The 21571-nt window shown below is 47.7% G+C and carries 20 protein-coding genes, 1 tRNA gene and 4 pseudogenes; 7 read left to right on the plus strand and 18 right to left on the minus strand.

Translation table 11 applies throughout. The annotated features are described in order from the left end of the window. Positions 1 to 262: 262 nt before the first annotated feature. Positions 263 to 457, minus strand: a complete 195-nt coding sequence (gene golB, locus AAYN39_RS02890) for a gold resistance metallochaperone GolB (RefSeq protein WP_001159469.1) — start codon at positions 455 to 457, stop codon at positions 263 to 265. Between the two features lie 77 nt (positions 458 to 534). Beyond that, positions 535 to 597, minus strand: a pseudogene (locus AAYN39_RS02895) (hypothetical protein); the annotation flags it as partial. On the opposite strand from AAYN39_RS02895, the pseudogene mdsC reads away from it, so the two are divergent. Then, positions 587 to 1144 (plus strand): annotated as a pseudogene (gene mdsC, locus AAYN39_RS02900) (multidrug efflux transporter outer membrane subunit MdsC); the annotation flags it as partial. The pseudogenes AAYN39_RS02895 and mdsC sit on opposite strands and share 11 nt — an antisense overlap. A gap of 69 nt (positions 1145 to 1213) precedes the next feature. Here mdsC and AAYN39_RS02905 read toward each other — a convergent pair. The 9 genes and pseudogenes from AAYN39_RS02905 to AAYN39_RS02945 all read right to left on the minus strand — a co-directional run bounded on the left by AAYN39_RS02905 (position 1214) and on the right by AAYN39_RS02945 (position 7976). Further along, positions 1214 to 1573, minus strand: coding sequence for a DUF4156 domain-containing protein (locus AAYN39_RS02905; protein WP_000722977.1), 360 nt, complete (start codon positions 1571 to 1573; stop codon positions 1214 to 1216). Between the two features lie 57 nt (positions 1574 to 1630). Further along, on the minus strand, positions 1631 to 1855 hold the full coding sequence (locus AAYN39_RS02910; RefSeq protein WP_000737124.1) for a membrane protein: 225 nt from the start codon (positions 1853 to 1855) through the stop codon (positions 1631 to 1633). 10 nt (positions 1856 to 1865) lie between these two features. Beyond that, positions 1866 to 2507 carry a helix-turn-helix transcriptional regulator gene (locus AAYN39_RS02915; protein ID WP_000610819.1) on the minus strand — a complete coding sequence of 214 codons (642 nt, stop codon included), beginning with the start codon at positions 2505 to 2507 and terminating at the stop codon, positions 1866 to 1868. A gap of 145 nt (positions 2508 to 2652) precedes the next feature. Next, entirely contained in the window at positions 2653 to 3177 is a 525-nt protein-coding gene (locus AAYN39_RS02920) for an Ail/Lom family outer membrane beta-barrel protein (protein WP_000830239.1), read from the minus strand. Between the two features lie 401 nt (positions 3178 to 3578). Further along, positions 3579 to 4066 (minus strand): annotated as a pseudogene (locus tag AAYN39_RS02925) (hypothetical protein). Continuing rightward, positions 4039 to 4782, minus strand: a complete 744-nt coding sequence (locus AAYN39_RS02930; RefSeq protein WP_000081360.1) for a transcriptional regulator — start codon at positions 4780 to 4782, stop codon at positions 4039 to 4041. Before AAYN39_RS02930 ends, AAYN39_RS02925 begins: the two are co-directional and overlap by 28 nt. Positions 4783 to 4881: 99 nt before the next feature. Next, on the minus strand, positions 4882 to 6456 hold the full coding sequence (locus AAYN39_RS02935; RefSeq protein ID WP_000868280.1) for a cyclic diguanylate phosphodiesterase: 1575 nt from the start codon (positions 6454 to 6456) through the stop codon (positions 4882 to 4884). Between the two features lie 511 nt (positions 6457 to 6967). Then, positions 6968 to 7269, minus strand: a pseudogene (locus AAYN39_RS02940) (hypothetical protein). Beyond that, entirely contained in the window at positions 7242 to 7976 is a 735-nt protein-coding gene (locus AAYN39_RS02945; RefSeq protein WP_001005856.1) for a membrane protein, read from the minus strand. The pseudogene AAYN39_RS02940 and the gene AAYN39_RS02945 overlap by 28 nt, the downstream one beginning before the upstream one ends. A 662-nt stretch (positions 7977 to 8638) precedes the next feature. Here AAYN39_RS02945 and AAYN39_RS02950 point away from each other — a divergent pair. The 5 genes from AAYN39_RS02950 (at position 8639) to stbE (ending at position 14597) form a co-directional block, all read left to right on the plus strand. Beyond that, positions 8639 to 9175, plus strand: coding sequence for a fimbrial protein (locus AAYN39_RS02950; protein ID WP_000062036.1), 537 nt, complete (start codon positions 8639 to 8641; stop codon positions 9173 to 9175). 61 nt (positions 9176 to 9236) lie between these two features. Next, on the plus strand, positions 9237 to 9998 hold the full coding sequence (stbB, locus tag AAYN39_RS02955; RefSeq protein ID WP_000781490.1) for a fimbrial biogenesis chaperone StbB: 762 nt from the start codon (positions 9237 to 9239) through the stop codon (positions 9996 to 9998). Beyond that, on the plus strand, positions 9982 to 12543 hold the full coding sequence (locus AAYN39_RS02960; protein ID WP_000075317.1) for a fimbrial outer membrane usher protein: 2562 nt from the start codon (positions 9982 to 9984) through the stop codon (positions 12541 to 12543). Before stbB ends, AAYN39_RS02960 begins: the two co-directional genes overlap by 17 nt. 4 nt (positions 12544 to 12547) lie before the next feature. Then, positions 12548 to 13873 (plus strand): fimbrial usher protein StbD, encoded by a 1326-nt coding sequence (gene stbD / locus AAYN39_RS02965; RefSeq protein ID WP_000899085.1) that lies wholly within the window; start codon positions 12548 to 12550, stop codon positions 13871 to 13873. After that, the gene (stbE, locus tag AAYN39_RS02970; RefSeq protein WP_001247037.1) at positions 13839 to 14597 is read left to right on the plus strand and encodes a fimbrial biogenesis chaperone StbE; all 759 of its coding nucleotides are present in this window, start codon (positions 13839 to 13841) and stop codon (positions 14595 to 14597) included. The genes stbD and stbE overlap by 35 nt, the downstream gene beginning before the upstream one ends. 47 nt (positions 14598 to 14644) lie before the next feature. On the opposite strand, the gene AAYN39_RS02975 is transcribed toward stbE, so the two are convergent. The 4 genes from AAYN39_RS02975 to proB form a co-directional block, all read right to left on the minus strand. Beyond that, on the minus strand, positions 14645 to 15043 hold the full coding sequence (locus tag AAYN39_RS02975; RefSeq protein WP_000766839.1) for a hypothetical protein: 399 nt from the start codon (positions 15041 to 15043) through the stop codon (positions 14645 to 14647). Between the two features lie 223 nt (positions 15044 to 15266). Further along, positions 15267 to 15342, minus strand: a tRNA-Thr gene (locus AAYN39_RS02980). Between the two features lie 115 nt (positions 15343 to 15457). Next, complete coding sequence (gene proA / locus AAYN39_RS02985; protein ID WP_000893213.1) at positions 15458 to 16708, minus strand: glutamate-5-semialdehyde dehydrogenase; 1251 nt, start codon at positions 16706 to 16708, stop codon at positions 15458 to 15460. A gap of 11 nt (positions 16709 to 16719) precedes the next feature. Continuing rightward, positions 16720 to 17823 (minus strand): glutamate 5-kinase, encoded by a 1104-nt coding sequence (gene proB, locus AAYN39_RS02990; protein ID WP_001285275.1) that lies wholly within the window; start codon positions 17821 to 17823, stop codon positions 16720 to 16722. Positions 17824 to 18105: 282 nt separating this feature from the next. Between proB and phoE the strand changes: the two genes are divergently transcribed. Next, positions 18106 to 19158 carry a phosphoporin PhoE gene (gene phoE / locus AAYN39_RS02995; protein ID WP_001043666.1) on the plus strand — a complete coding sequence of 351 codons (1053 nt, stop codon included), beginning with the start codon at positions 18106 to 18108 and terminating at the stop codon, positions 19156 to 19158. 50 nt (positions 19159 to 19208) lie between these two features. Here the strand turns inward: phoE and crl are convergent, their stop codons facing one another. The 3 genes from crl to gpt form a co-directional block, all read right to left on the minus strand. Continuing rightward, on the minus strand, positions 19209 to 19610 hold the full coding sequence (gene crl, locus AAYN39_RS03000; protein ID WP_000174696.1) for a sigma factor-binding protein Crl: 402 nt from the start codon (positions 19608 to 19610) through the stop codon (positions 19209 to 19211). Between the two features lie 57 nt (positions 19611 to 19667). Beyond that, on the minus strand, positions 19668 to 20912 hold the full coding sequence (gene frsA, locus AAYN39_RS03005; RefSeq protein WP_000189584.1) for an esterase FrsA: 1245 nt from the start codon (positions 20910 to 20912) through the stop codon (positions 19668 to 19670). Between the two features lie 88 nt (positions 20913 to 21000). Then, the gene (gene gpt / locus AAYN39_RS03010) at positions 21001 to 21459 is read right to left on the minus strand and encodes a xanthine phosphoribosyltransferase (RefSeq protein WP_001292018.1); all 459 of its coding nucleotides are present in this window, start codon (positions 21457 to 21459) and stop codon (positions 21001 to 21003) included. Positions 21460 to 21571 lie beyond the last annotated feature (112 nt).

A 21571-nucleotide genomic window follows, 5' to 3' on the forward strand; every position in this document is an offset into this window, starting at 1 on the left:
CAAGCTTTGAAGCGGCGAAACGCTGGAGCGCTCCCGTCGTCAAAGCGACGTAACAAGGTAGCGTTGCGCTACTTATTTGTTATCTTTTTGTATATAGCAGGTAAAATGTTAGCAAAAATAGACAAATCATTACATATTATTAACAAAGCTTACTGGCACATGATTTGTCACATTTTTTATGGGGATTATCTCACGCAAAGAAAAGCGAAGCGTGGCTAGCGTATCGCGACCGGCCTGTCGCCAGACCGATCGCCATTGACGATTACCTCTCGCGCGGCGGGAAACCGGCCTTTTGCAGGGCGGCGGCAATCTGCTCCGCGGATAGCGACGTTTCAATGTCAACCAGACGCGTCGCCGGGTCGGTTCTCACCGTCGCATTAGCATCGAGAGTCAGAATCGTCTTTTTTACCGTACTGGCGCAGCCGCCGCAGGTCATGTCATCAATATGGAACTGCATAGTGAACTCCTTTTGTGTGGGAACTGTTGCCAGTCTGGGCCTTGTCAGTGTTGGAAGGTCAAGCGTAATCTCAGGACTTACAGACGCTTTGCCAGTCCGTGGCGACGAGGACGGCGCAATACCGCTCCGGTACGCGCCTCCGAGTACAGGCTGCGCGGCGCAAACGCCCGGATAGGCGCAGCGCGCGCCGCCTTCTTCCCGACCATCAGCCTGACAGGCTCGGCGGGAACGGCCAGCGCGTCTCTTAGCGGACTCTTTGAACCGGGATCGGGAAGCTGGCGTTTTCTACCGCAAATCACCTTGCCTCTCTTTCACGGCGGCGCATTACGCGCTGACCTGGATAGGGCGCATGTCCAAAAACAGATTGAAATCGCCTGGTATGAAAACGTTATTCAGCAAGCCTTTCGCGACGTGGCGGATGGTCTGGCGGGACAGCGTACGCTGAATGACCAGGTGCAATCAGAACAACGCGCGGTTGAAGCCAGCCAAATCGCCTATGAGCTGGCCGGACTCCGTTTTCAGGAAGGCGTCGATGACTACCTTACGCTGCTTGATACCCATCGTATGCTTTATGGCGCGCAACAGCGTCTGGTACGCACACGTCTCATGCAACAGTTGAATATCATTAGCCTGTATAAAGCATTAGGCGGCGGTTGGCGGGAATACAGCGAGAAAAAGCAAGGTTAGCCCAAATAGCGCGCGCGTCGCCAGTGCGGCGCGCGCGCTAAACAGGCATATATTGCCTGCAAAATAAGGTTAACGAGGGCAACGATAAACGTTCCCGCTTAACGTGACATTCGTTTGTTTGCTTGAGCCCGAACCGTGCCATGAACTTCCTGTCTGGCCTGCACGCTGGGTTAACAGGACTACCGTATTGTCGCCCATTTTATAAGCTTTGTTTTTCAGATCGTTACGGGCCCCCGTTTCCAGGTTACTGTTGGAAGTCCAGCCACCGGTAAAGAAATTCCCCTGGCTGCCCGTGATATCTCCTAAGTAGCTGCATTCCTTACCTGGCTCGCTGGTCATCACCCGTACCTGTTCAGCGCCATAATTCAGCGAATTAGCGCTACATGCGGTTAAAGCCAAGCCGACGAAACATACTAAGATCTTTTTCATACTAATACCTGGTCTATTAATCATTAAATAATAACGCGTTCTTGCTTCTGAACGCCGTCAAGGAACTATATTTAAGATGTAACGAATGTCTTTCATTTGCTGAAGAAAAGTCTCTGTCATGATGCTATCATGTATGCTTGAGGCTATTTCTTGTTCAGTTTTTTCAATATGCTCTCTGAGCCTTATTTTTGTTTTTTCGTCAAGCGCCGAGATAAGTATCTTAATGGCAAGCAGCAAAGTAGGATTGATGCTTTCACACTCTCTCATCGTTAACTTTTTCATCTTGTTTACTTCAAGCCTGATCGGCGTTTTTGTCTACACGGCAAATTTTAGATGCGAAGATATGGCGACTTCTTTGGTAAATAAATAGCAAATGGAAAAAGCGCTTGAAGCCATATTTACGACAGATACGCAATCTATGAATGTACAAAGTCTTACGACTAATGCCATAGCTACTGGCGATCTGACTCATCGACTTTTTATATAAAAAGTGCCATAACAACTCTTCCTCCTTTTTTGTCAACGGCGCAATTTCACCGACCGCTACATCGTTTGCACAAGCGTATTTAATGAAATGCTCAATAAAAACAGGCTTTGCCAAATCGGGATCGATATCAGGATCTCTATCGCAGCCATGTGGATAAAGTTTTCCAATATCTCTGCGCGTGAGCCAGATTCGACGAGCATGTGGATAATGCTGCATGAGCGCCTTAAAACCTTTCCAGACCCCCTGAATCAAAACTCGTCCATCAATAATAATTATGATATCTTCGCTAGCTGATATCTGACACGAATTATATTCTCCATTAAGTGGGAACATAAAGCACTTCCCATCCTCAAAGAGTGAAGCGATGCCTAAATAAGTATAATAATCATCCGTTAAAACTATACCTATCGTTTTTAACGGAAGTTGTTCCGATAGTGAATTTATAATAATTTCATCAATAGAATAACGCTACGGTGAGTGTTTTATCTTCCTCTTAAGATTACCTGACTGATTATAACCATCCCTACTCTGTAGCAACGCCATATTATATTTTTAGTTCCTTGCCATAAACGTAACGCTTATACTTTTAATATCAGAAGCGATAACCTACGCTGACACCAAATGTATTGGTATCCACAGCGAAGAAACGGCTTGCTTCCCATGATGCATCGATAGATATACTCTTAACAGGATTAAATATTACACCAGCGCCGTAGGCAAAGGACTCTTCTTTTGAGTGTTTATTAAATTTCATCGTCGCTATACCCGCATTGCCGTACAGGCTCACATAGTCATTAAAGCGATATGTTGGTCCAAACATCAAAGAACCATAGTCCACAGAATCGGAACCATTTTTATGCAATTTCCCCTCTTTCCAGGTGTAGTTCTCCATTTCATTGCGCGTCGCAGTGAATGAGCCTAACATCCCCCAGGTCTCATTGAACTCGTAACGATATTTAAAATTAAAGCCTCGCAGATCTTTGCTATCGCTATTTTTCAATGAACTGAGATGAGTTTGTGCATAACCAAACGATACGGTGTGCTGATCGTTAGCCAAAGCTAAAGGTGACGCTAATAATAAACCTAAAAAAACAAGGAACGAAGACCGTCTTTTCATTAAAACCACTCCATTTTTGATATATAATTAAGGCGGTACCGGAACTTATGGCACACAAATAGCATTTAGATTAAGAGCACCTAATGCGCTTATTACCAGTCATGCCAACTGCGGAGGTAATATAACCTGATATATTCGATAATGGATATGAAATCAGTCTTACAGAGTTCTTACTTTTTTATTAATAGCGGATTCATAGTTGCTTCAGACCCGATCCTGGCATCGCATCCGTCAGGCGGACTGCGAGAGGTTATCAGCGAGTATCAGTTACCTCCCTGTCGAGTCAAAAATTCATAACTCATTGTTTTATATGCATTTTAATTGATTATTGAGTTAACCTTTACCCTTGCCGAGGGCAATTTCGCAACTCGCTTTCTGACGCATTCAGACAACATTCAGATCTACTGCGCGGTACAAACGTTATAAAGCTGCCGATTAAGAGAATAAAAAAGGTTTTCTCACCCACTTTAGATATTCGAATCTCATTAGCCGCTTCCGGATGCAGAACCCGTAAATATGATAACAGATCGCCAGCCGTGTCCGTGGCAAAGACTTTTACCTGGGATACTTCGAACGTATAAACACCAGGCGCTGTTCGATGTAAATTTTTCATATACACGTCCCGGTATAATATTTTTACACCGTTATCTTTTGTTTTTATTTCATATTGAAGCGTAATTCTCTTCATCTTAAAATCAAGAACAAGACTGCCATCGGCATGGATATCTTTAGGCTGTATCGTCGTTACCGTTCTTGTCGTACATAAAAATTCATTAGTATTAATAGAACTATGGTTACTGTTTCGTACCCAAACTACCATCAGTACGACTGAAACAGCCAACATACCAAGCGTCGCCACGCTTAATAACGTTCTTTTATGGAAATGCATTTCGGCTCCGCTATATCAAGTTGGTTAAGACACTGGACAAAAATATTTGTATTAGGAACGCGAATGTAATAAATGATTTTTCCGTTTTGTTTATGTATTTCATTACTCATCTCAGAGTACGCTTCAATGATATCCGCCAGATGGGTTTTATCATGCCCGACACTATAAAAAGTGTATCCATCATACGAACCATTGAGGGTAAAATAATCAATATTTTCACCCTTAACTTTATAAATCATAAAAAACATCAGAAGCGCGGCCAGGCAAAAGTAGAGCCAATCTTTTCTATTCACAGCGCCCGGTATTGGGGGAATAATAGTATCATCGTGCCGCACTTCAACCGTCGATAATTCTGTTTCAGCAACAGCAGGCAACGGCATATCTTGCGCCTCATCACTCAACGGTTCAATGGAAACTGAGAGTAAAACACCCACGCGAGGGCGAGTCACAACAGACTCCCCCTTAAGACCAATTTTATCAAATGATCCTCGTAGCTGGTTAATCAGTTTATAATAACTGGCATCAGAGACCACAACACCTTTGCGCCCCCAGACATAGTTAATTAAATCATCTTTTTTAAAAAGGCCTTCATAAAAAGTGATAAGCAAACTGCGTTCCGATTCAGATATCGTTATCAACTCTCCGGCGCAGGAAAGCGTCATTCGTTCACAATCAAGAATAACCCTTTTGTCAATCAGATAATTGTTCTGACTCATAAAAATATCCGCCCCAGTGCTATCACGTTTCTTCACGGCATAAACATATTACTAGGATATATCGTGCTATTGAATTTTTTTCCGTAGCGAGTTCCTGCATTATTCAGCCACCAGATCGCTCGCGGATCCGCTTTCCCCCTTGAGCAAACCATTTTGCCGCTGGGCTGACTTGCCAAGCCAACTCATAAAGTCATTAGTCCCCATCGGCCTGGCATAAAGAAATCCCTGAACGAATCCTACCCCGTGGCTTAAGATGTAACGCAATTGGTGCTGGGTACTGACCCCTTCGGCAACCACATTGAGTCCCAGTCGCTGACTCAGCGTAATGATAGTATCCAGGACAGGAACATCATCGCTGCTGGTATCAATGGTATCGATAAACGTTCTGTCTATTTTAAGAGAGTCTACAGGTAATTGCTGGAGATAGGAGAGGGAGCAATAGCCGGTCCCAAAATCATCAATCGCTATTAACACGCCTTTTTCACGGAGCGTTGAAAGTTTTTCTGCGACCTGTGAAGGTTCTACAATCAGGCTACGTTCGGTGAGCTCCAACATAAGCGTTATCGTTCCCAAACGAGTCCTGAGCGCCTCTATATCTTGTATAAAACCGTCATCCATAAGATGCGCAGGCGATATATTTACGCTGATATAGAAATCATCCGGTACAGTCCAGTTTATCACGTCATGAGCAATCAGTTCGAACAGATGACGAGAGAGTGGAATAATCATGCCTTCATTTTCTGCGGCGGTAATAAAAATATCGGGAGTTATAAAACGGCCATCCGGTTGCGGCCAGCGCATTAGCGCCTCCACGCCGCCGCAACTACCGTGTTTAACATTAAAAACAGGTTGATAATGTACCGTAAATTCATTGTGCGTTATTCCCCTGGAAATCTCCCGGGCCAGAGATAAGCGTTTTAAATACCAGCGCCTGTAGAACAATATCATCCCTACAGAAAGACATAATGACAGCGGAATAAAAATAAAAAGGTTTTGTAACCAGTATGCCGATAACGTTGAGAAAGGGGTTCGCACCATCAGCTGGATAGTGTGATCGGTTGAGATGAACCGCTGCGTTAAAAACGCCTTACCGCGCAACGTCGCAGCGCTGGTAATCGCCTCTCCTGCGCCGAATATCAGGCTAAAGGCTGATGCTCTTTCTGCAGCCAATATCTCCATGAGCTCCTGGACATACTGCGAATCCACAATGACGAAAGCCGCTTTATCCGCTGCTACTTTTTTCACATACACCACAACAAGGCGATCGGGTCCTTCGGCCATACTACCGATAGATCGCAACCACCGTTCCGGATAAGAAGCAGGTAAAGAAAGCCCTGCCAGCCGGGAAAAATGATAGCGTTCGGTTCCTGTGACAAAGGAGCAAGTGATATCACCATTTTCCAGAAACCCAATGTCACGGACATAAGGAGTGAAGGCCCGCGTTCTGGACAGTTCTTTCAGCGTGTCAGTACAGGAACTCTCAGCCAGTCTGGCGGCTTTTCCGGCGACTTGCCAGGAGGCGGCGGATATATCCGCGCTAAACCGCAGCAGCGTATTGGCGCTGACGGCGATATCTTGTTTTAGCTGGAAGATACCCGCGAGTAACCCCACCAATATCATTACGATCAGTGGAACGGCAATAAACAACATCAGAAATAGCTTTCTTACTTTCAAATCATTGCCCTCTTACCGGCCTTCCTTTTGCCACTGTACGCTTTTATAGGATAACTAAAGTAACATTAATAGAGAAAAGAAATATTGAGAGATAGGTTATACGTTCTTAATGATAGCAAGATGGCACTCCCTGTGCCGAAAACAGACAAGAGAATATCAATACCCAACAGGTGCAGGATACTATCGTTAAAATGAGCGATAACAGATATCTAAATAAAGACGCATTCAATATGTTAGCCTGATGCCAGGTTCACTGCCTGATGAGACATAACCATCACGGAACGAATTCCCATCAATACAGGGATTATTGGTTACAACTCAACGTTACTACTGGTGGTACACACATTATACAAATGCCGATTAAGCGAAAACATGTAGGTGTTTTTCCCAATTTTGACAATTTTTAGCTCATTAATCGTACCGGGTTGTAACAACCTCAACCAGGAAAATAAATCGCCAGCAGTATCAGACTCAAAGGTCTTAACTGAATTGACTTTAAAAGTAAATGTTTTCATACCCGTTCTGCGCAGTTTGCTGATGCAGATGTCACGAAAAAAAAAGCCGTTTCTCTTTCGTATCGGTAGTAACATCGTAGTGTAGGGTAATCCTGCCGGATTTAAGATCCAGCACAAGTCCACCATCCATGTACAATTTTCGTGGTTCAATATACGCTTCTGATTTTGTCGTGCATATAAGATTATTGGTTCTATAAGAGTCACGATTTACCCACTCAAGCGCTATTACCGATCCGATTGCGACAATGGCGATAAATATTACAAATATAATCAGTAACGTTCTTTTACTGTAATACATTTTGGCACCGCCATTTCAACAGGATTCAAGCATTGCAGAAAAATATTCATATTTGGCTCCCTGATATAATAAAGATGGCGTCCATTTTGCCGGTAAATTTTAATTTTTAGAGAGTTAAAAGCAAAAACTACTTCACTTAATGTGACCTTATCCTCTTTTGTTTTATAGATTGCATAATCGTTATATTCGCCAAGATATGTAAAAAAACTATCAGGGCTGTTACGAACAGGCGTTTTATAGATAGTAAATACACCATAGAACAATGCCAGAAGAATGGCTCCTGTTAATACTACAAATACGCTGTGACGTTTAATTTTGTAAAATATTTTCTCCCGAGTCGAGGGGCCTTTAACGTTTTCATCACTCACCTTTAGGGAGGTGATTTTTTTTATAGGTTCAATGGCAACAGACAGCGACACCCCCACCCGAGGGCGAGTTACGATGCCAGATAGCTGTAGACCGATGCTACTAAAATCATTTCTCATTTGATTAATGAGTTTATAGTAACTTGATTCTGAGACGCAGCCTCCACGATTTTCCCAAACAAAATGAATAATATCTTCTTTTTTGTAAAGACCATGCCAAAAAGCAAGAAGCAGATGGGTATCAGCTTCTGATATTCTGATTATCTCATTACCATGAGATAAGGTCATCTTCGTACTATCAAATACAACACGCTTATCAAGTAAAAATATGCTTTCATTCATGACAATCCTAAAGGTAACTGCATCCATCATTCAGACGACATATTATCATGCTCAAAAAAGAATTCAGCCCCCTAATTAACCTGAGTTTAACTTATAACTCTCACTTATAGTAAACAATAATTGACACAAGTATTACCTGCACATTACAAATCAAACAGTTATAGGTAAATCTGAACACTTTTCTTTACCTTAACGCAAACTCAGGAAACTTCTGAAAGGCCAAAAGTAAGAAAAAAGTAAGACTAATTATACTGTTTCAGAAGCACATTTCAGAAAATTTACCTTAATCTCACCATCGTATTATCCATCGGGAGGTTTAACTGATACGGATTTTACATAGCAAAAATGTGCAGGTTGTATTGCAACATAGTCTATCTATTCAGCCGCGGAGAGAATTGTTATCGGATTACACTCAATTAAATGATAACACTATCAGTTGTACTAATGAGATGTATGGACGAAAGCGCTTATCGCTCTATTTCATGATGAGAGAAATAAGTCTGTTTGTTTTATATCGCATTATCAATAGTCAGGAGGGTATAGCTCACATCCAAAAATAGAGTTAATGATCGTTATTTTTACCACTCCTCCATAAGCACGAAACATTCGGGCGAATTGCACTCGTCCTGAAAAAGTAAAGATTAATACAGGAACATTATTATATGTCTATGAAAAAATATTTAGCAATGATCACAGGCTCGCTTCTTGTCTCCAGCAGCGCGATGGCTGTTTCTGATAACACCATCACCTTTCAAGGGGAAGTCTCTGATGAAACGTGCTCTGTCGTGATTAATGGTAATCAGGCTAAACCCGTCGTGTTATTGCCAACAGTAAGTACTAAAGAGTTATCAGAACAAGGGAAAACCGCGGGGCCAATAACGTTTGATATTGGGCTGTCCGGGTGTACCGGTTCTAAGGACAAAACAACAAAAATTTCCACCGTCTTTGTCGGTAATCAGGTCACCAGTAACGGTAACCTGGGTAATACTGGCAGCGCGAAAAATGTTGAAGTCCAATTACTCGACACTTCAGGGGAGCCAATCAATCTGACCGGCGGCTTTACTGGCGACGGCGACCTACAGCTGGAACCAAATGCTTCTGAAGCGAGCGCGACTTATACCGCGCGGTATTACTCTACCGGGAAAGCAGAGGCTGGGACAGTCGCTGCCACCCTACAATACGCCGTTTCGTATAAATAATTGTCGCTACGGTCTGGCATTGAAACGCCAGACCATTTTCAATCGCCAGGGAGTTGTTGAGATGAAAATGGATACCCGACATTCCGCATTATATTACTTAATAGTTTTTCTATTGCTGGCCCTACCCGCCACAGCATCGTGGGCGAGCGTTACTATTTTGGGTAGCCGAATAATTTACCCATCAACAGCCTCCTCCGTAGATGTGCAGTTAAAAAATAATGATGCAATACCTTATATCGTACAAACCTGGTTTGATGATGGCGATATGAATACCAGCCCGGAAAATAGCAGCGCGATGCCGTTTATTGCCACGCCGCCAGTATTTCGTATTCAACCCAAAGCAGGCCAGGTGGTACGCGTAATTTATAACAACACAAAAAAATTGCCGCAGGATCGTGAATCAGTATTCTGGTTTAACGTATTACAGGTGCCACCAACGAATATTGGCAGCGACAGCGGGAAAAATAAAATGTTGGTGATGCTACGCTCAAGAATAAAGCTTTTCTATCGTCCTGACGGGCTAGGTAAACCTGATAATCTGGCGAAAAAACTACAGATTAAAACGGTAAATAAGGGTTCTGGAAAAAGCGGTATTGTTATCGTTAATCCGCAGCCCTGGTTTGCCTCTTTAAGTAACCTGAATGTAAAAGTGAACGGCGCTTCGTATAACCTGGATGCAGACATGATTGCCCCTTTTTCCAGTCAAACCTGGTGGCTGCCGGGCAAACGGTCACTCAAATCCTTCTCCGGTACAGTCACCGTTACTTTGGTTAACGACCTGGGCGCAAGGATAAGCGAGAGCTACGATGTCCCCCACCATTAATTTGAACCGCAAAAGCCTTGCGCTATTGATCGCCATAGTTTGCTCAGGCTCCGCGCAGGGTGAAGAGTATTATTTTGATCCTGCGCTACTTCAGGGGGCCACTTACGGACAAAATATTGCCCGTTTTAATGAACAGCAAACGCCTTCCGGAGACTATCTTGCCGACGTTTACGTTAATGGCACGCTGGTAGCCTCGAGCACTAATATTCGATTTAATGCTGTAAAAGAGGGTCAACAGGCTGAACCCTGCCTGCCCTTATCGGTGATGAAAGCGGCACAAATAAAATCACTCCCCGAGACCGACGCTGCGACCGAGTGTCGCCCGCTCAGGGAGTGGGTACCTCATGCCGGCTGGCAATTTGATAGCGCCACGCTTCGCCTGTTGCTGACGATTCCAATGACCGAACTTACGCACAAACCGCGCGGTTATATCTCCCCTTCAGAGTGGGATAGCGGCGCGCTGGCGCTGTTTTTACGCCATAACACAAACTGGACCCACACCGAAAATACCGATAGCCATTATCGCTACCAATACTTATGGAGCGGTTTAAACATGGGCGTTAACCTCGGACTTTGGCAGGTCCGTCATCAAAGTAATCTGCGCTATGCCAATAGCAACCAGAGCGGAAGCGCCTGGCGCTATAATAGCGTTCGAACCTGGGTGCAAAGACCTGTCGCATCTATTAACAGTATCCTGTCGCTGGGCGATAGCTATACGGACTCCAGCTTATTCGGCAGTCTGTCCTTTAACGGAGTTAAGCTTGTCACCGACGAGCGGATGCGCCCTCAGGGCAAACGCGGTTATGCGCCGGAAGTTCGGGGCGTAGCGGCCAGTAGCGCGCACGTGGTAGTAAAACAACTGGGGAAAGTGATTTATGAAACCAACGTTCCGCCGGGCCCATTTTATATTGACGATCTGTACAACACCCGTTATCAAGGCGATCTGGAGGTAGAGGTTATCGAGGCCAGCGGTAAAACCTCACGTTTCACCGTGCCTTATTCTTCCGTGCCGGATTCGGTACGTCCCGGTAACTGGCACTATTCGCTGGCCTTCGGCAGGGTTCGTCAGTACTACGATATTGAAAATCGTTTCTTTGAGGGAACGTTCCAGCACGGCGTTAATAACACCATTACCCTCAACCTCGGTTCACGAATTGCGCAGCGTTACCAGGCATGGCTGGCGGGCGGCGTCTGGGCCACCGGTATGGGCGCGTTCGGCCTTAACGCCACCTGGTCGAATGCGCGCGCAGAGCATAACGAGCGCCAACAAGGCTGGCGCGCGGAACTCAGTTACAGCAAAACGTTTACCACCGGCACTAACCTGGTACTGGCGGCTTATCGTTATTCAACCAACGGCTTTCGCGATCTTCAGGACGTGCTCGGCGTACGCCGGGAAGCAAAAACGGGGATTGATTACTACTCCGACACGCTGCATCAACGCAATCGCCTGTCCGCGACGGTAAGCCAGCCGTTAGGACGGCTTGGCACGCTTAACCTCAGCGCCAGCACCGCAGACTACTACAATAACCAATCGCGTATAACACAGCTACAAATGGGGTATAGCAACCAGTGGCGGAATATAAGCTACGGGGTGAATATCGCGCGACAGCGCACCACCTGGGATTACGATCGCTTTTATCACGGCGTTAACGAACCACTGGACGTGAGTAGCCGACAAAAATATACCGAAACCACAATGTCGTTTAATGTCTCTATACCGCTGGATTGGGGCGAAAACAGAACGTCTGTCGCTATGAATTATAACCAGTCCAGTCAAAGCCGTTCCTCAACCGTATCCATGACCGGCAGTAGCGGTGAAAACAGCGACCTGTCATGGTCGGTTTATGGCGGCTACGAGCGTTATCGCAATAGTAATAGCGATAGCAGCGCGCCAACGACGTTTGGCGGTAATCTACAACAAAACACCCAGTTTGGCGCACTTCGCGCCAACTATGACCAGGGTGATAACTATCGTCAGGAAGGACTGGGCGCGTCCGGCACCCTGGTACTCCACCCTGGCGGTCTGACGGCTGGCCCCTATACCAGCGATACCTTTGCGCTTATTCATGCCGATGGCGCGCAGGGCGCGATCGTACAAAATGGCCAGGGCGCTGTGGTTGATCGCTTTGGTTACGCCATTCTGCCTTCGTTATCTCCTTACCGCATCAATAACGTTACGCTCGACACCCGTAAGATGCGCAGCGATGCCGAACTGACGGGAGGAAGTCAGCAGATTGTGCCCTATGCCGGCGCCATCGCGCGTGTCAATTTCGCCACTATCAGCGGCAAAGCGGTGCTGATCTCCGTGAAGATGCCGGATGGCGGCATACCGCCAATGGGCGCTGATGTTTTCAACGGTGAAGGCACAAACATCGGCATGGTCGGCCAGAGTGGGCAGATTTATGCCCGAATCGCCCATCCGTCGGGTTCTCTACTGGTGCGCTGGGGAACAGGGGCAAACCAGCGTTGCCGGGTTGCCTACCAACTCGATCTTCACACCAAAGAACCGTTTCTCTATCTGAACAAAATCTGCGAGAAGGAATAGCACAATGCTTTTTAGTTTCCGAACGCTCTTGTTTATCACCAGTCTGTTCGTCAGCGCCGGAACATGGTCGTCATGTATAAAAGTCACCGATAAGAGCGCGCTCTCTGACGCGGCGATAAAAGCGGGCTACACGGCGCAAAACTGGATCGGCGCACTTGACACGAATACGGGTAATATCGGTTTGCCAACGGTGATTAGCATCAGTAATAGTGAAACATTTCAACCCTCCGGCACACTATTGGCCAGTGGGATCGGTAACTTCCTGACGGCCGCCACCGGAACGCCCTATTCCAGTAAACAGGTACTTTACCGCTGCGATTCCGCCGATGCCGGGAAGCTCTATGAGATGTATTCGACAAATGGCGATAGCGCTTTTGCGGGGGCATTTTTTACTCCCGAAGTAGAAGGCGCCTATTATGATGTGGAGCGTAATGTCGCTGTCCGTATGACAAACCTCAGTACCGGCGAATATTACAGCCGCTTCTGGAAAGAACGCCAACTTACCGCAGACAGTTGGTTTCAGGATGACAAATATATTTATATTCCTGCCAGCGCGTTTAGCAACGTGTTATATGAGATGTTTAAAATTGACTCAAGAAAATATTTTGCCTACCAGAATCCAATGGACCGAGATACCTGGACGCAGCCTCGGGGTTATATCGCGTTTAAAGGCCCAGGCTTGATTACCGAGCGGATCAAAGCGGGACTGGATCATGCCAGCGATTATTATGGCTGGCCCAGCTATTGGCCCGGGGCATGGAGTACATATAATAGCGTCACCTATGTTCGCGGCGCGTTATGTAAAATCACAGATTATCCTGCGATCGTGAAAATTCCCCCTGTCGCCGTCGGCATATTAGCCGCCGGAGGCAATAGTCAGGCGCCTTTCCACGTCAGCCTAGAATGTGAGTCCGGTGCCGTGTCCAGTGCCCTCCCGTCCACCAGCGCCGCTAATGTCGCAATGGGGTTTGTCGTTAATCAACCCACCGCCGTGGCGGCGGCGCGTCGCCTGGGGCTAACCACATCTGCAGGCGGTCTGTCGTGGCTACTGGACACCCATTATGGCGAACCTGGCGTAGCTTCCGGAGTGGGTATCCGCATCTATAACGATGCCGGTACGCCGATTAACCTGTTACCCGATCGGATCAAGACAGGCACTGGCAACGCCCGAGGCTGGTATGGCTATAAAGATTTAACCACACGGGTATCATCCGGTTCAGTAGAAACCTATAGCGGTGATTTTACTGCCTCGCTTGAGGCGCTCGGCGGACAAACAGTAACGGCAGGAAGCGTGAATGCGCAATTACAGGCAGTGGTTAGTTTTCAGTAAAGTCATATTAACGCTACTTGGGTTGACGGGATGGTATGGCCCGGCACAAGCTGCCGTTAATATTGACAGAACCCGAATTATTTTTGCTTCAGATGAGGTCGCTCAATCGTTGACATTATCCAACGATAATACAACGCCGATGCTGTTACAGGTATGGACCGACGCCGGAAACATTGACGCCTCTCCGGATAACAGCAAAACGCCGCTGGTGGCGCTGCCGCCGGTATTTAAAATGCAGCCAGGAGAACTGAGAACGCTTCGCCTGCTCCTGAGTTCCCGCCAGCAGCTGGCAACGGACCGGGAGAGTCTCTTCTGGCTAAACATTTATCAGATACCGCCAGTCACCCAGGACATTAAAAACCACCCGCGAAAACTGGTGTTACCGCTTCGTTTGAGGCTAAAAATTTTAATTCGCCCGACTGGGCTAAAAGCGCCCACGGAAGCGGAGGAGAAAAAATTACGCTTTATTGCTAAAGAGAATACTATACGGATAGTTAACCCCACCTCGTGGTATATGAGTTTAACGTTAACGATGGATAACAAGAAAAGTATCGGCGATATCATGGTTGCGCCGAAAACAGCACTTGATGTGCCGCTAACACGCTCGCCAACGCCGGGAGCATCGATAAATTATGCAGTAATCAATGATTCCGGGAACTGGCGACAATATACCGCCATACTGGAAAAATATATTAGTAAGAGTAATTTTATTCCTGAGTTTTGATGGGAAATATTCAGGGATACGATCGTATCCCTGAGACAGGCCAGAATTCAGCATGTACCATTGTCAAAAATAGCATTAAGCTGATATTTTACTTTTTGCACGGCATCTTTGTTCTGTTGAGTTCCCTTCTCCTCAACAGACATATCCCATACGTTTTTATTATCTGATTCAATTAATGAGTAGAACGTATTATTATTACGCATCATATAACCACGAAAATTATTTTCGATGCCCGTTGTCACAGGCTTGGCAGCCCCTGAAATAACAGACTCCGTCTCTTTATTGAAAAGCTGGTATTGAATATTTGCGCAGTTTAAATCACAGGGGGAACATTTAAGATTTAAAACAAGCAGTATCGTGTTATTTTCAAAAACAAGGGCATAATGATTGCTGGCAGATGAACATAACGGGAATAACGCGAGAAGAAGAATTATTATCAATTTCATATTATTATATAGACTCCGTCAAAGAAAACTTTCATTTCACTTGTTCTTCTGTTAACTCACCCTTTCATTTCACGCCCCTGAGAATAGCGAAAGGCATACCATGCAGAATGAATGCTTTCCGAACTGACGTCCTCACAGACATCCATACCATGCCAAACAAGTACGCGAGAAAGAAAATGAGAAGATTGTTATGAAAGAAAAGTTTGTAACCGCTTGATTGAGATGGTGCCGATAATAGGAGTCGAACCTACGACCTTCGCATTACGAATGCGCTGCTCTACCAACTGAGCTATATCGGCCCTGAGAAGGGTGTGTTCACGCGGGTGAATCACGGGGTAGAAGGTTAAAACTAACCGGGCGGTGCGTCAATAGCCTTGCTACTCAACCGGCTATTTTTGCACCGCTCGTCATTAATTACGCACGAATCGTACCATCGCCAAAGCCTATCCACTTATAGGTGGTAAGCGCTTCAAGCCCCATCGGACCGCGGGCATGTAATTTCTGCGTGCTGACCGCCACTTCTGCGCCAAGCCCAAACTGCCCGCCATCGGTAAAACGGGTAGAGGCGTTGACATAAACCGCAGCGGAATCTACTTCGTTCACGAAACGCGCAGCATTATGCATATCGCACGTTAAAATCGCATCGGAGTGCTGAGTGCCATGTTCGCGAATGTGGGCGATAGCGCCATCCATATTTTCGACCACCACAACGTTCAGATCCAGAGACAGAAACTCGTTATCCAGCTCTTCCGGTTTCAGCGCCACCAGTTTGGCAGGGCCATGCAGTGCCTGCATGACGGTTTCATCCCCATGCAACGTTACGCCACTCTCCGCCATCTGCTTGCTCAGCGCAGGCAAAAAGCGTTCTGCGATGTCCTGATGCACCAGCAAGGTTTCCACCGTGTTACAGGTGCTCGGGCGCTGGGTTTTAGCGTTGACGATAATCTTCAGCGCTGGGGCGATGTCTGCGCTGCTATCGACAAAAATATGGCACACGCCAATCCCGCCGGTAATCACCGGAATGGTGGATTGCTCGCGGCAGAGTTTATGCAAGCCTGCGCCGCCGCGCGGGATCAGCATATCGATGTACTTATCCATACGCAGCATTTCACTGACCAGCGAACGATCCGGATTATCAATCGCCTGAACCGCCGCTTCCGGTAAATCGCAAGCTTTCAGCGCCTTCTGAATGACAAGAACGGTTGCGGCATTCGTGCGATGCGTCTCTTTCCCACCGCGTAGAATCACCGCATTACCGGTTTTCAGACACAAAGAAGCCACATCAACGGTAACATTCGGACGCGCCTCATAGATAACGCCAACCACGCCCAACGGCACGCGGCGGCGCTCCAGACGCAGGCCGCTGTCCAGCAGACCGCCGTCGATCACCTGCCCGGCCGGGTCGGCGAGATTACAGACCTGGCGCACATCGTCAGCAATCGCTTTCAGACGCGCAGGGGTCAGCGCCAGGCGGTCCAGCATCGCTTCGCTCAGGCCATTGGCTCGCGCCTGCTCAACATCTTGTACGTTCGCGCTGAGGATACTTTCCATTTGCGCTTCCAGTTCATCGGCTATTTTTTCCAGCACGCGATTTTTTTCGCAGCTGGAGAGCAGCGCCAGCTTATACGACGCCGCTTTAGCAGCAATGCCCATTTGTTCCAGCATATGCCTGTTCCTTATCGAGTAATCATGTCATCACGATGAACAGCGACCGGGCCATATTCATAGCCCAGAATCGCATCGATTTGTTGAGAGTGGTGACCGGCTATCCGCCGCAGAGCATCACTGTTATAACGGCTGACGCCATGAGCGATATCACGCCCTTGCAGGTTACAAATTCTGATGACCTCCCCCCGCGAAAAATTGCCCGTCACGCTTTTGATGCCTTTTGGCAGAAGTGAACTGCCACGTTCCAGCATTGCCGCGGTCGCGCCTTCATCAACCGTAATTTCGCCTGCCGGCGGCGCGCCGAAGATCCAACGTTTGCGGTTCTCCAGCGGCGAGGCTTGCGCATGAAAACGGGTGCCGACGGAAATCCCCTCCATCACATCGCCGATCACGCCCGGTTTACTGCCTGAGGCAATAATCGTATCAATACCCGCGCGACAGGCCACGTCTGCCGCCTGAAGCTTAGTGCTCATACCACCGGTTCCCAGCCCGGAAACGCTGTCTCCCGCGATAGAGCGCAGCGCATCGTCAACGCCATACACATCTTTGATAAGCTCCGCCTGCGGATTGCTACGCGGATCGGCGGTAAATAATCCTTGCTGATCGGTCAGCAGCAGCAGTTTATCCGCGCCTGCCAGGATCGCCGCCAGCGCGGAGAGGTTATCGTTGTCGCCCACTTTAATTTCCGCTGTCGCAACGGCATCATTTTCATTGATAACCGGCACAATATGGTTATCCAGTAACGCACGCAGCGTATCGCGGGCGTTCAGAAAGCGCTCTCTGTCTTCCATATCCGCACGCGTCAACAGCATCTGCCCGATATGGATACCGTAAATTGAAAACAACTGCTCCCACAGTTGAATCAGACGGCTTTGCCCTACCGCCGCCAGAAGCTGTTTAGAGGCAATTGTTGCCGGCAGTTCCGGGTAGCCGAGATGTTCACGTCCGGCGGCAATCGCGCCAGAGGTAACGATAACAATACGATGTCCCGCGGCGTGTAGCTGCGCGCACTGGCGGACAAGTTCTACGATATGGGCACGGTTCAGGCGGCGCGATCCGCCTGTTAGCACGCTGGTGCCGAGTTTTACGACCAGCGTCTGGCTGTCACTCATGATTCTCTGCCGTTCAAAATAAGAAATAAAGACCAAATGAACGTTTTAGCAGGACTGGCTCCGGTTGCCAACAACCTGTACGCGTAGCGTGAAATTTTGTTGCGCAGGATCAGCAAGCGTAGCGGCGGAATTTGACCATTTTATTACCGCAACAATTAAATATATTTTTTTAAAAAAACTCTCACTTTGTCATAAATCTTTCATTACCGAACGTTAAAAACCTTCCTGTTTTTTACCGGGTCTCCCGACAAATCATAGCGCGTAATTAAAACAGGAATGGAAATGAATAAGAGCACTCTGGCAATAGTGGTGAGTATCATCGCATCAGCATCTGTTCACGCCGCCGAGGTTTACAATAAAAACGGTAATAAGCTTGATGTGTATGGAAAAGTTAAAGCCATGCACTATATGAGCGATTATGACAGCAAAGATGGCGATCAAAGCTACGTTCGTTTTGGTTTTAAAGGCGAAACGCAAATTAACGATCAATTGACCGGCTACGGGCGCTGGGAAGCTGAGTTTGCCGGTAATAAAGCCGAAAGTGATTCGTCCCAGCAAAAAACCCGCCTGGCCTTTGCTGGTCTGAAATTAAAAGATATCGGTTCTTTTGACTATGGACGTAACCTGGGCGCGCTGTACGATGTTGAGGCCTGGACGGATATGTTTCCCGAATTCGGCGGCGACTCTTCCGCCCAGACCGATAATTTTATGACTAAACGCGCCAGCGGGCTGGCGACTTACCGCAATACCGATTTCTTCGGCATCGTTGATGGACTGGATCTTACCTTACAGTATCAGGGGAAAAACGAAGATCGCGATGTGAAAAAGCAAAACGGCGACGGCTTCGGCACTTCCGTGAGCTATGATTTCGGCGGCAGTGATTTTGCCGTCAGCGGCGCTTATACTCTCTCCGATCGCACCAGGGAGCAAAATCTGCAGCGCCGCGGTACGGGCGATAAAGCCGAAGCCTGGGCTACGGGTGTTAAGTATGACGCGAATGATATTTATATTGCGACTTTCTATTCAGAAACCCGCAACATGACGCCAGTTTCCGGCGGATTTGCCAATAAAACTCAAAACTTCGAAGCGGTTATCCAGTATCAGTTTGACTTTGGTCTGCGTCCGTCATTAGGCTATGTGCTGTCAAAAGGCAAAGATATTGAGGGCGTCGGCAGTGAGGATTTGGTGAATTACATTGACGTTGGCGCAATCTATTATTTCAACAAAAATATGTCCGCGTTTGTAGATTACAAAATCAATCAGCTTGATAGCGATAACACGTTAGGCATTAATGACGATGATATTGTGGCAATAGGGTTGACCTACCAGTTCTGATAAGTCGCATTGTGCCTGATGGCGCTACGCCATCAGGCATGGCAGCAGGGTTATGCCGACAGTTTTACCGGCTCGTCGTTGAAATCGTCAGACGGCTCCAGCGCCAGCTCCATAGAAATCAGCAGGTCGCGTAGCTTTTCATGAAACTCGCGTAGCGTGTATTCCAGTCGCTCCACCACTTCGGTTTCGTTAATCGGCACTACGGTCCAGTTGCCCTCTTTATCAAACAAACCAAACTGATAACGATAAGTGAAGCGTTTCTCTTGTGCTTCCAGCTCCATCCACCAGCCCCAAAATTCACGCTTCTCTGGCGCGGGCTTCACGTTGACGCAAACTGCCAGGCAATCGAAAAAAAAACGATTGTCTTCGCACTGCCCTTCCCGGATATAGGGGCCAAGCGCGGTAAATTTCTTGATCAATCTACTTTTCGGGTGTCCACTCGGTAACGTCATTGCGATCTCCTTTAATGAAGCAACTGTTTTACCAAATCAATAGAATTTATCAATCTATTAACACAATCTATGATTAATCCAGTCGGTAATTTCTTGCAGCGCGTGGTCAAAATTGCGGTACACCGGGTTAAAAGGGATCTCTATCAGCTTACCGTCTGAAGATGATGTTGTAATTAAGCGAGACTCTTCTTCCGGGCTGAAAGGATCGTTTTTCCAGAAGCCGGAAAGCATTGGCGTAGGACAACGTCTGCCCAGTAGCCCCTGTACTTTCAACGAATAGCGGTTGAGCTCCACACGCAGCGCCTCATCCGAAGCATCATGCATACCCAGACGGCTGGCCAGCACATCCAGATACATCTCCGGCACTGTGCTCTGTCGTTGCGGATCGCTAAGTAGCGCATGGACCACCGGCCCCAGGCAAGCCACCGCTTTCAAACGCGGCGCTTCCAGATAGGCCAGACGCACCGCAACGTTGGCGCCAAAACGGAAACCAAACGCCGCAACACGGGTATGATCCACCCAGGGGACATTAGGAAGCGCTTTTAACACATGCTGGTGGAGCAAGCTGGAATCCTGGGTTAATTTCCACTTTGATGAAAATCCAACCGAAGGCATATCAAGCGTTAACATCGCGATACCGCGCGGCGCGAAATAGCGTTCATACAGGGTGTAATAGTCGATTTGCATGGCGTCCAGGCCGCCGCACATGAGCACCGTCGGAAACGGACCATCCCCTTTCGGCATATGTAAAAACGCGGTGACAGGCGAACCGCCAGGAACGGCAAATTCCATTTCACGTAACGAGCCTGGCAACCGCTGCGCGGCCTCTTCATAGGCGCGATTCGCCAGCGCCTGCGCCTGCTCCGCCAGCTCATCGCCCTTCAAATGCGGGTAGGCGGCAATGTTATAGAGCGTTGAGGCATGAAGCCAGTAGCGTCCGCTGCGCATGGCGTCCTGTTCCTGACAGGCTTTCTGCTGCCAGTCCATCGCCTGCTTTGCCCACTCATAAATCCAGTTGCCGCCGCGGTAACCGATGACCGTATCGTATAAATCATCATCCGTTCGCTCTGCGTCGCTCATCACAATGCGCGCCTGCACATCAAGGATTTCTCGTGGGTCAACGCCGCGCCAAATCCACATCAGGCGGTTTATCATGCGATACCAATGCGGGACGTTCTTACCGTCCAGCGCGGATTGCATGGGCGGCTGCGACCCACGATTGAACCGACGGACAAGGGTAGACGTTTCAGTATGTTTAAAGCGGGGTTTGAACAGGGTTTCGCTGAGGTTAGCCTGTGTCATTCGTGCAGCCTCCTTGGATACTCATAGAGGCTTATTGTAACCAATAAAACAGCGCCCGGCATTGCCGGGCGCTCTGAAAAGCTGCTGATTAACGACCTGAAATCGGCGGTACAAATACCACACCCATATCCCAGGGCTGCTCAATCCAGGTGTTCTGAGGAATATCAATAACATAATCATCAACCAGCGGACGGCCCGCCGGTTTAGCGAAAATCGTGACGAAATGCGCTTTAGGGTACATTTCGCGAATCGCGACGGCGGTGCCGCCGGTATCGACCAGATCGTCGATGACGATAAAGCCTTCGCCATCGCCTTCTGCACGTTTCAGCACTTTCAGTTCGCGCTGGTTATCGTGATCGTAGCTGGAGATGCATACGGTATCGACATGACGAATGCCCAATTCACGCGCCAGTAGTGCGCCCGGTACAAGGCCGCCACGACTTACGGCAATAATGCCTTTCCATTGTTCTGAAGGCATGAGGCGGCTCGCCAGTTTGCGTGCGTGAATCTGCAACATGTCCCAGGTGACGACGTATTTTTCGCTCATGTGAAGTGTCCCAGCCTGTTTATCTACGGCTTAAAAAGTGTTCGAGGGGGAAATAGTTGCGCGAGATTATAGAGACCTGACGCGCTAAAAACCAGTGTTTAGCGGAATCCAC

Origin of the sequence: Salmonella sp. K21076 (genome assembly GCF_039650795.1) — a bacterium.
In the GTDB taxonomy this organism is placed as follows: Bacteria; Pseudomonadota; Gammaproteobacteria; order Enterobacterales; family Enterobacteriaceae; genus Salmonella; species Salmonella enterica.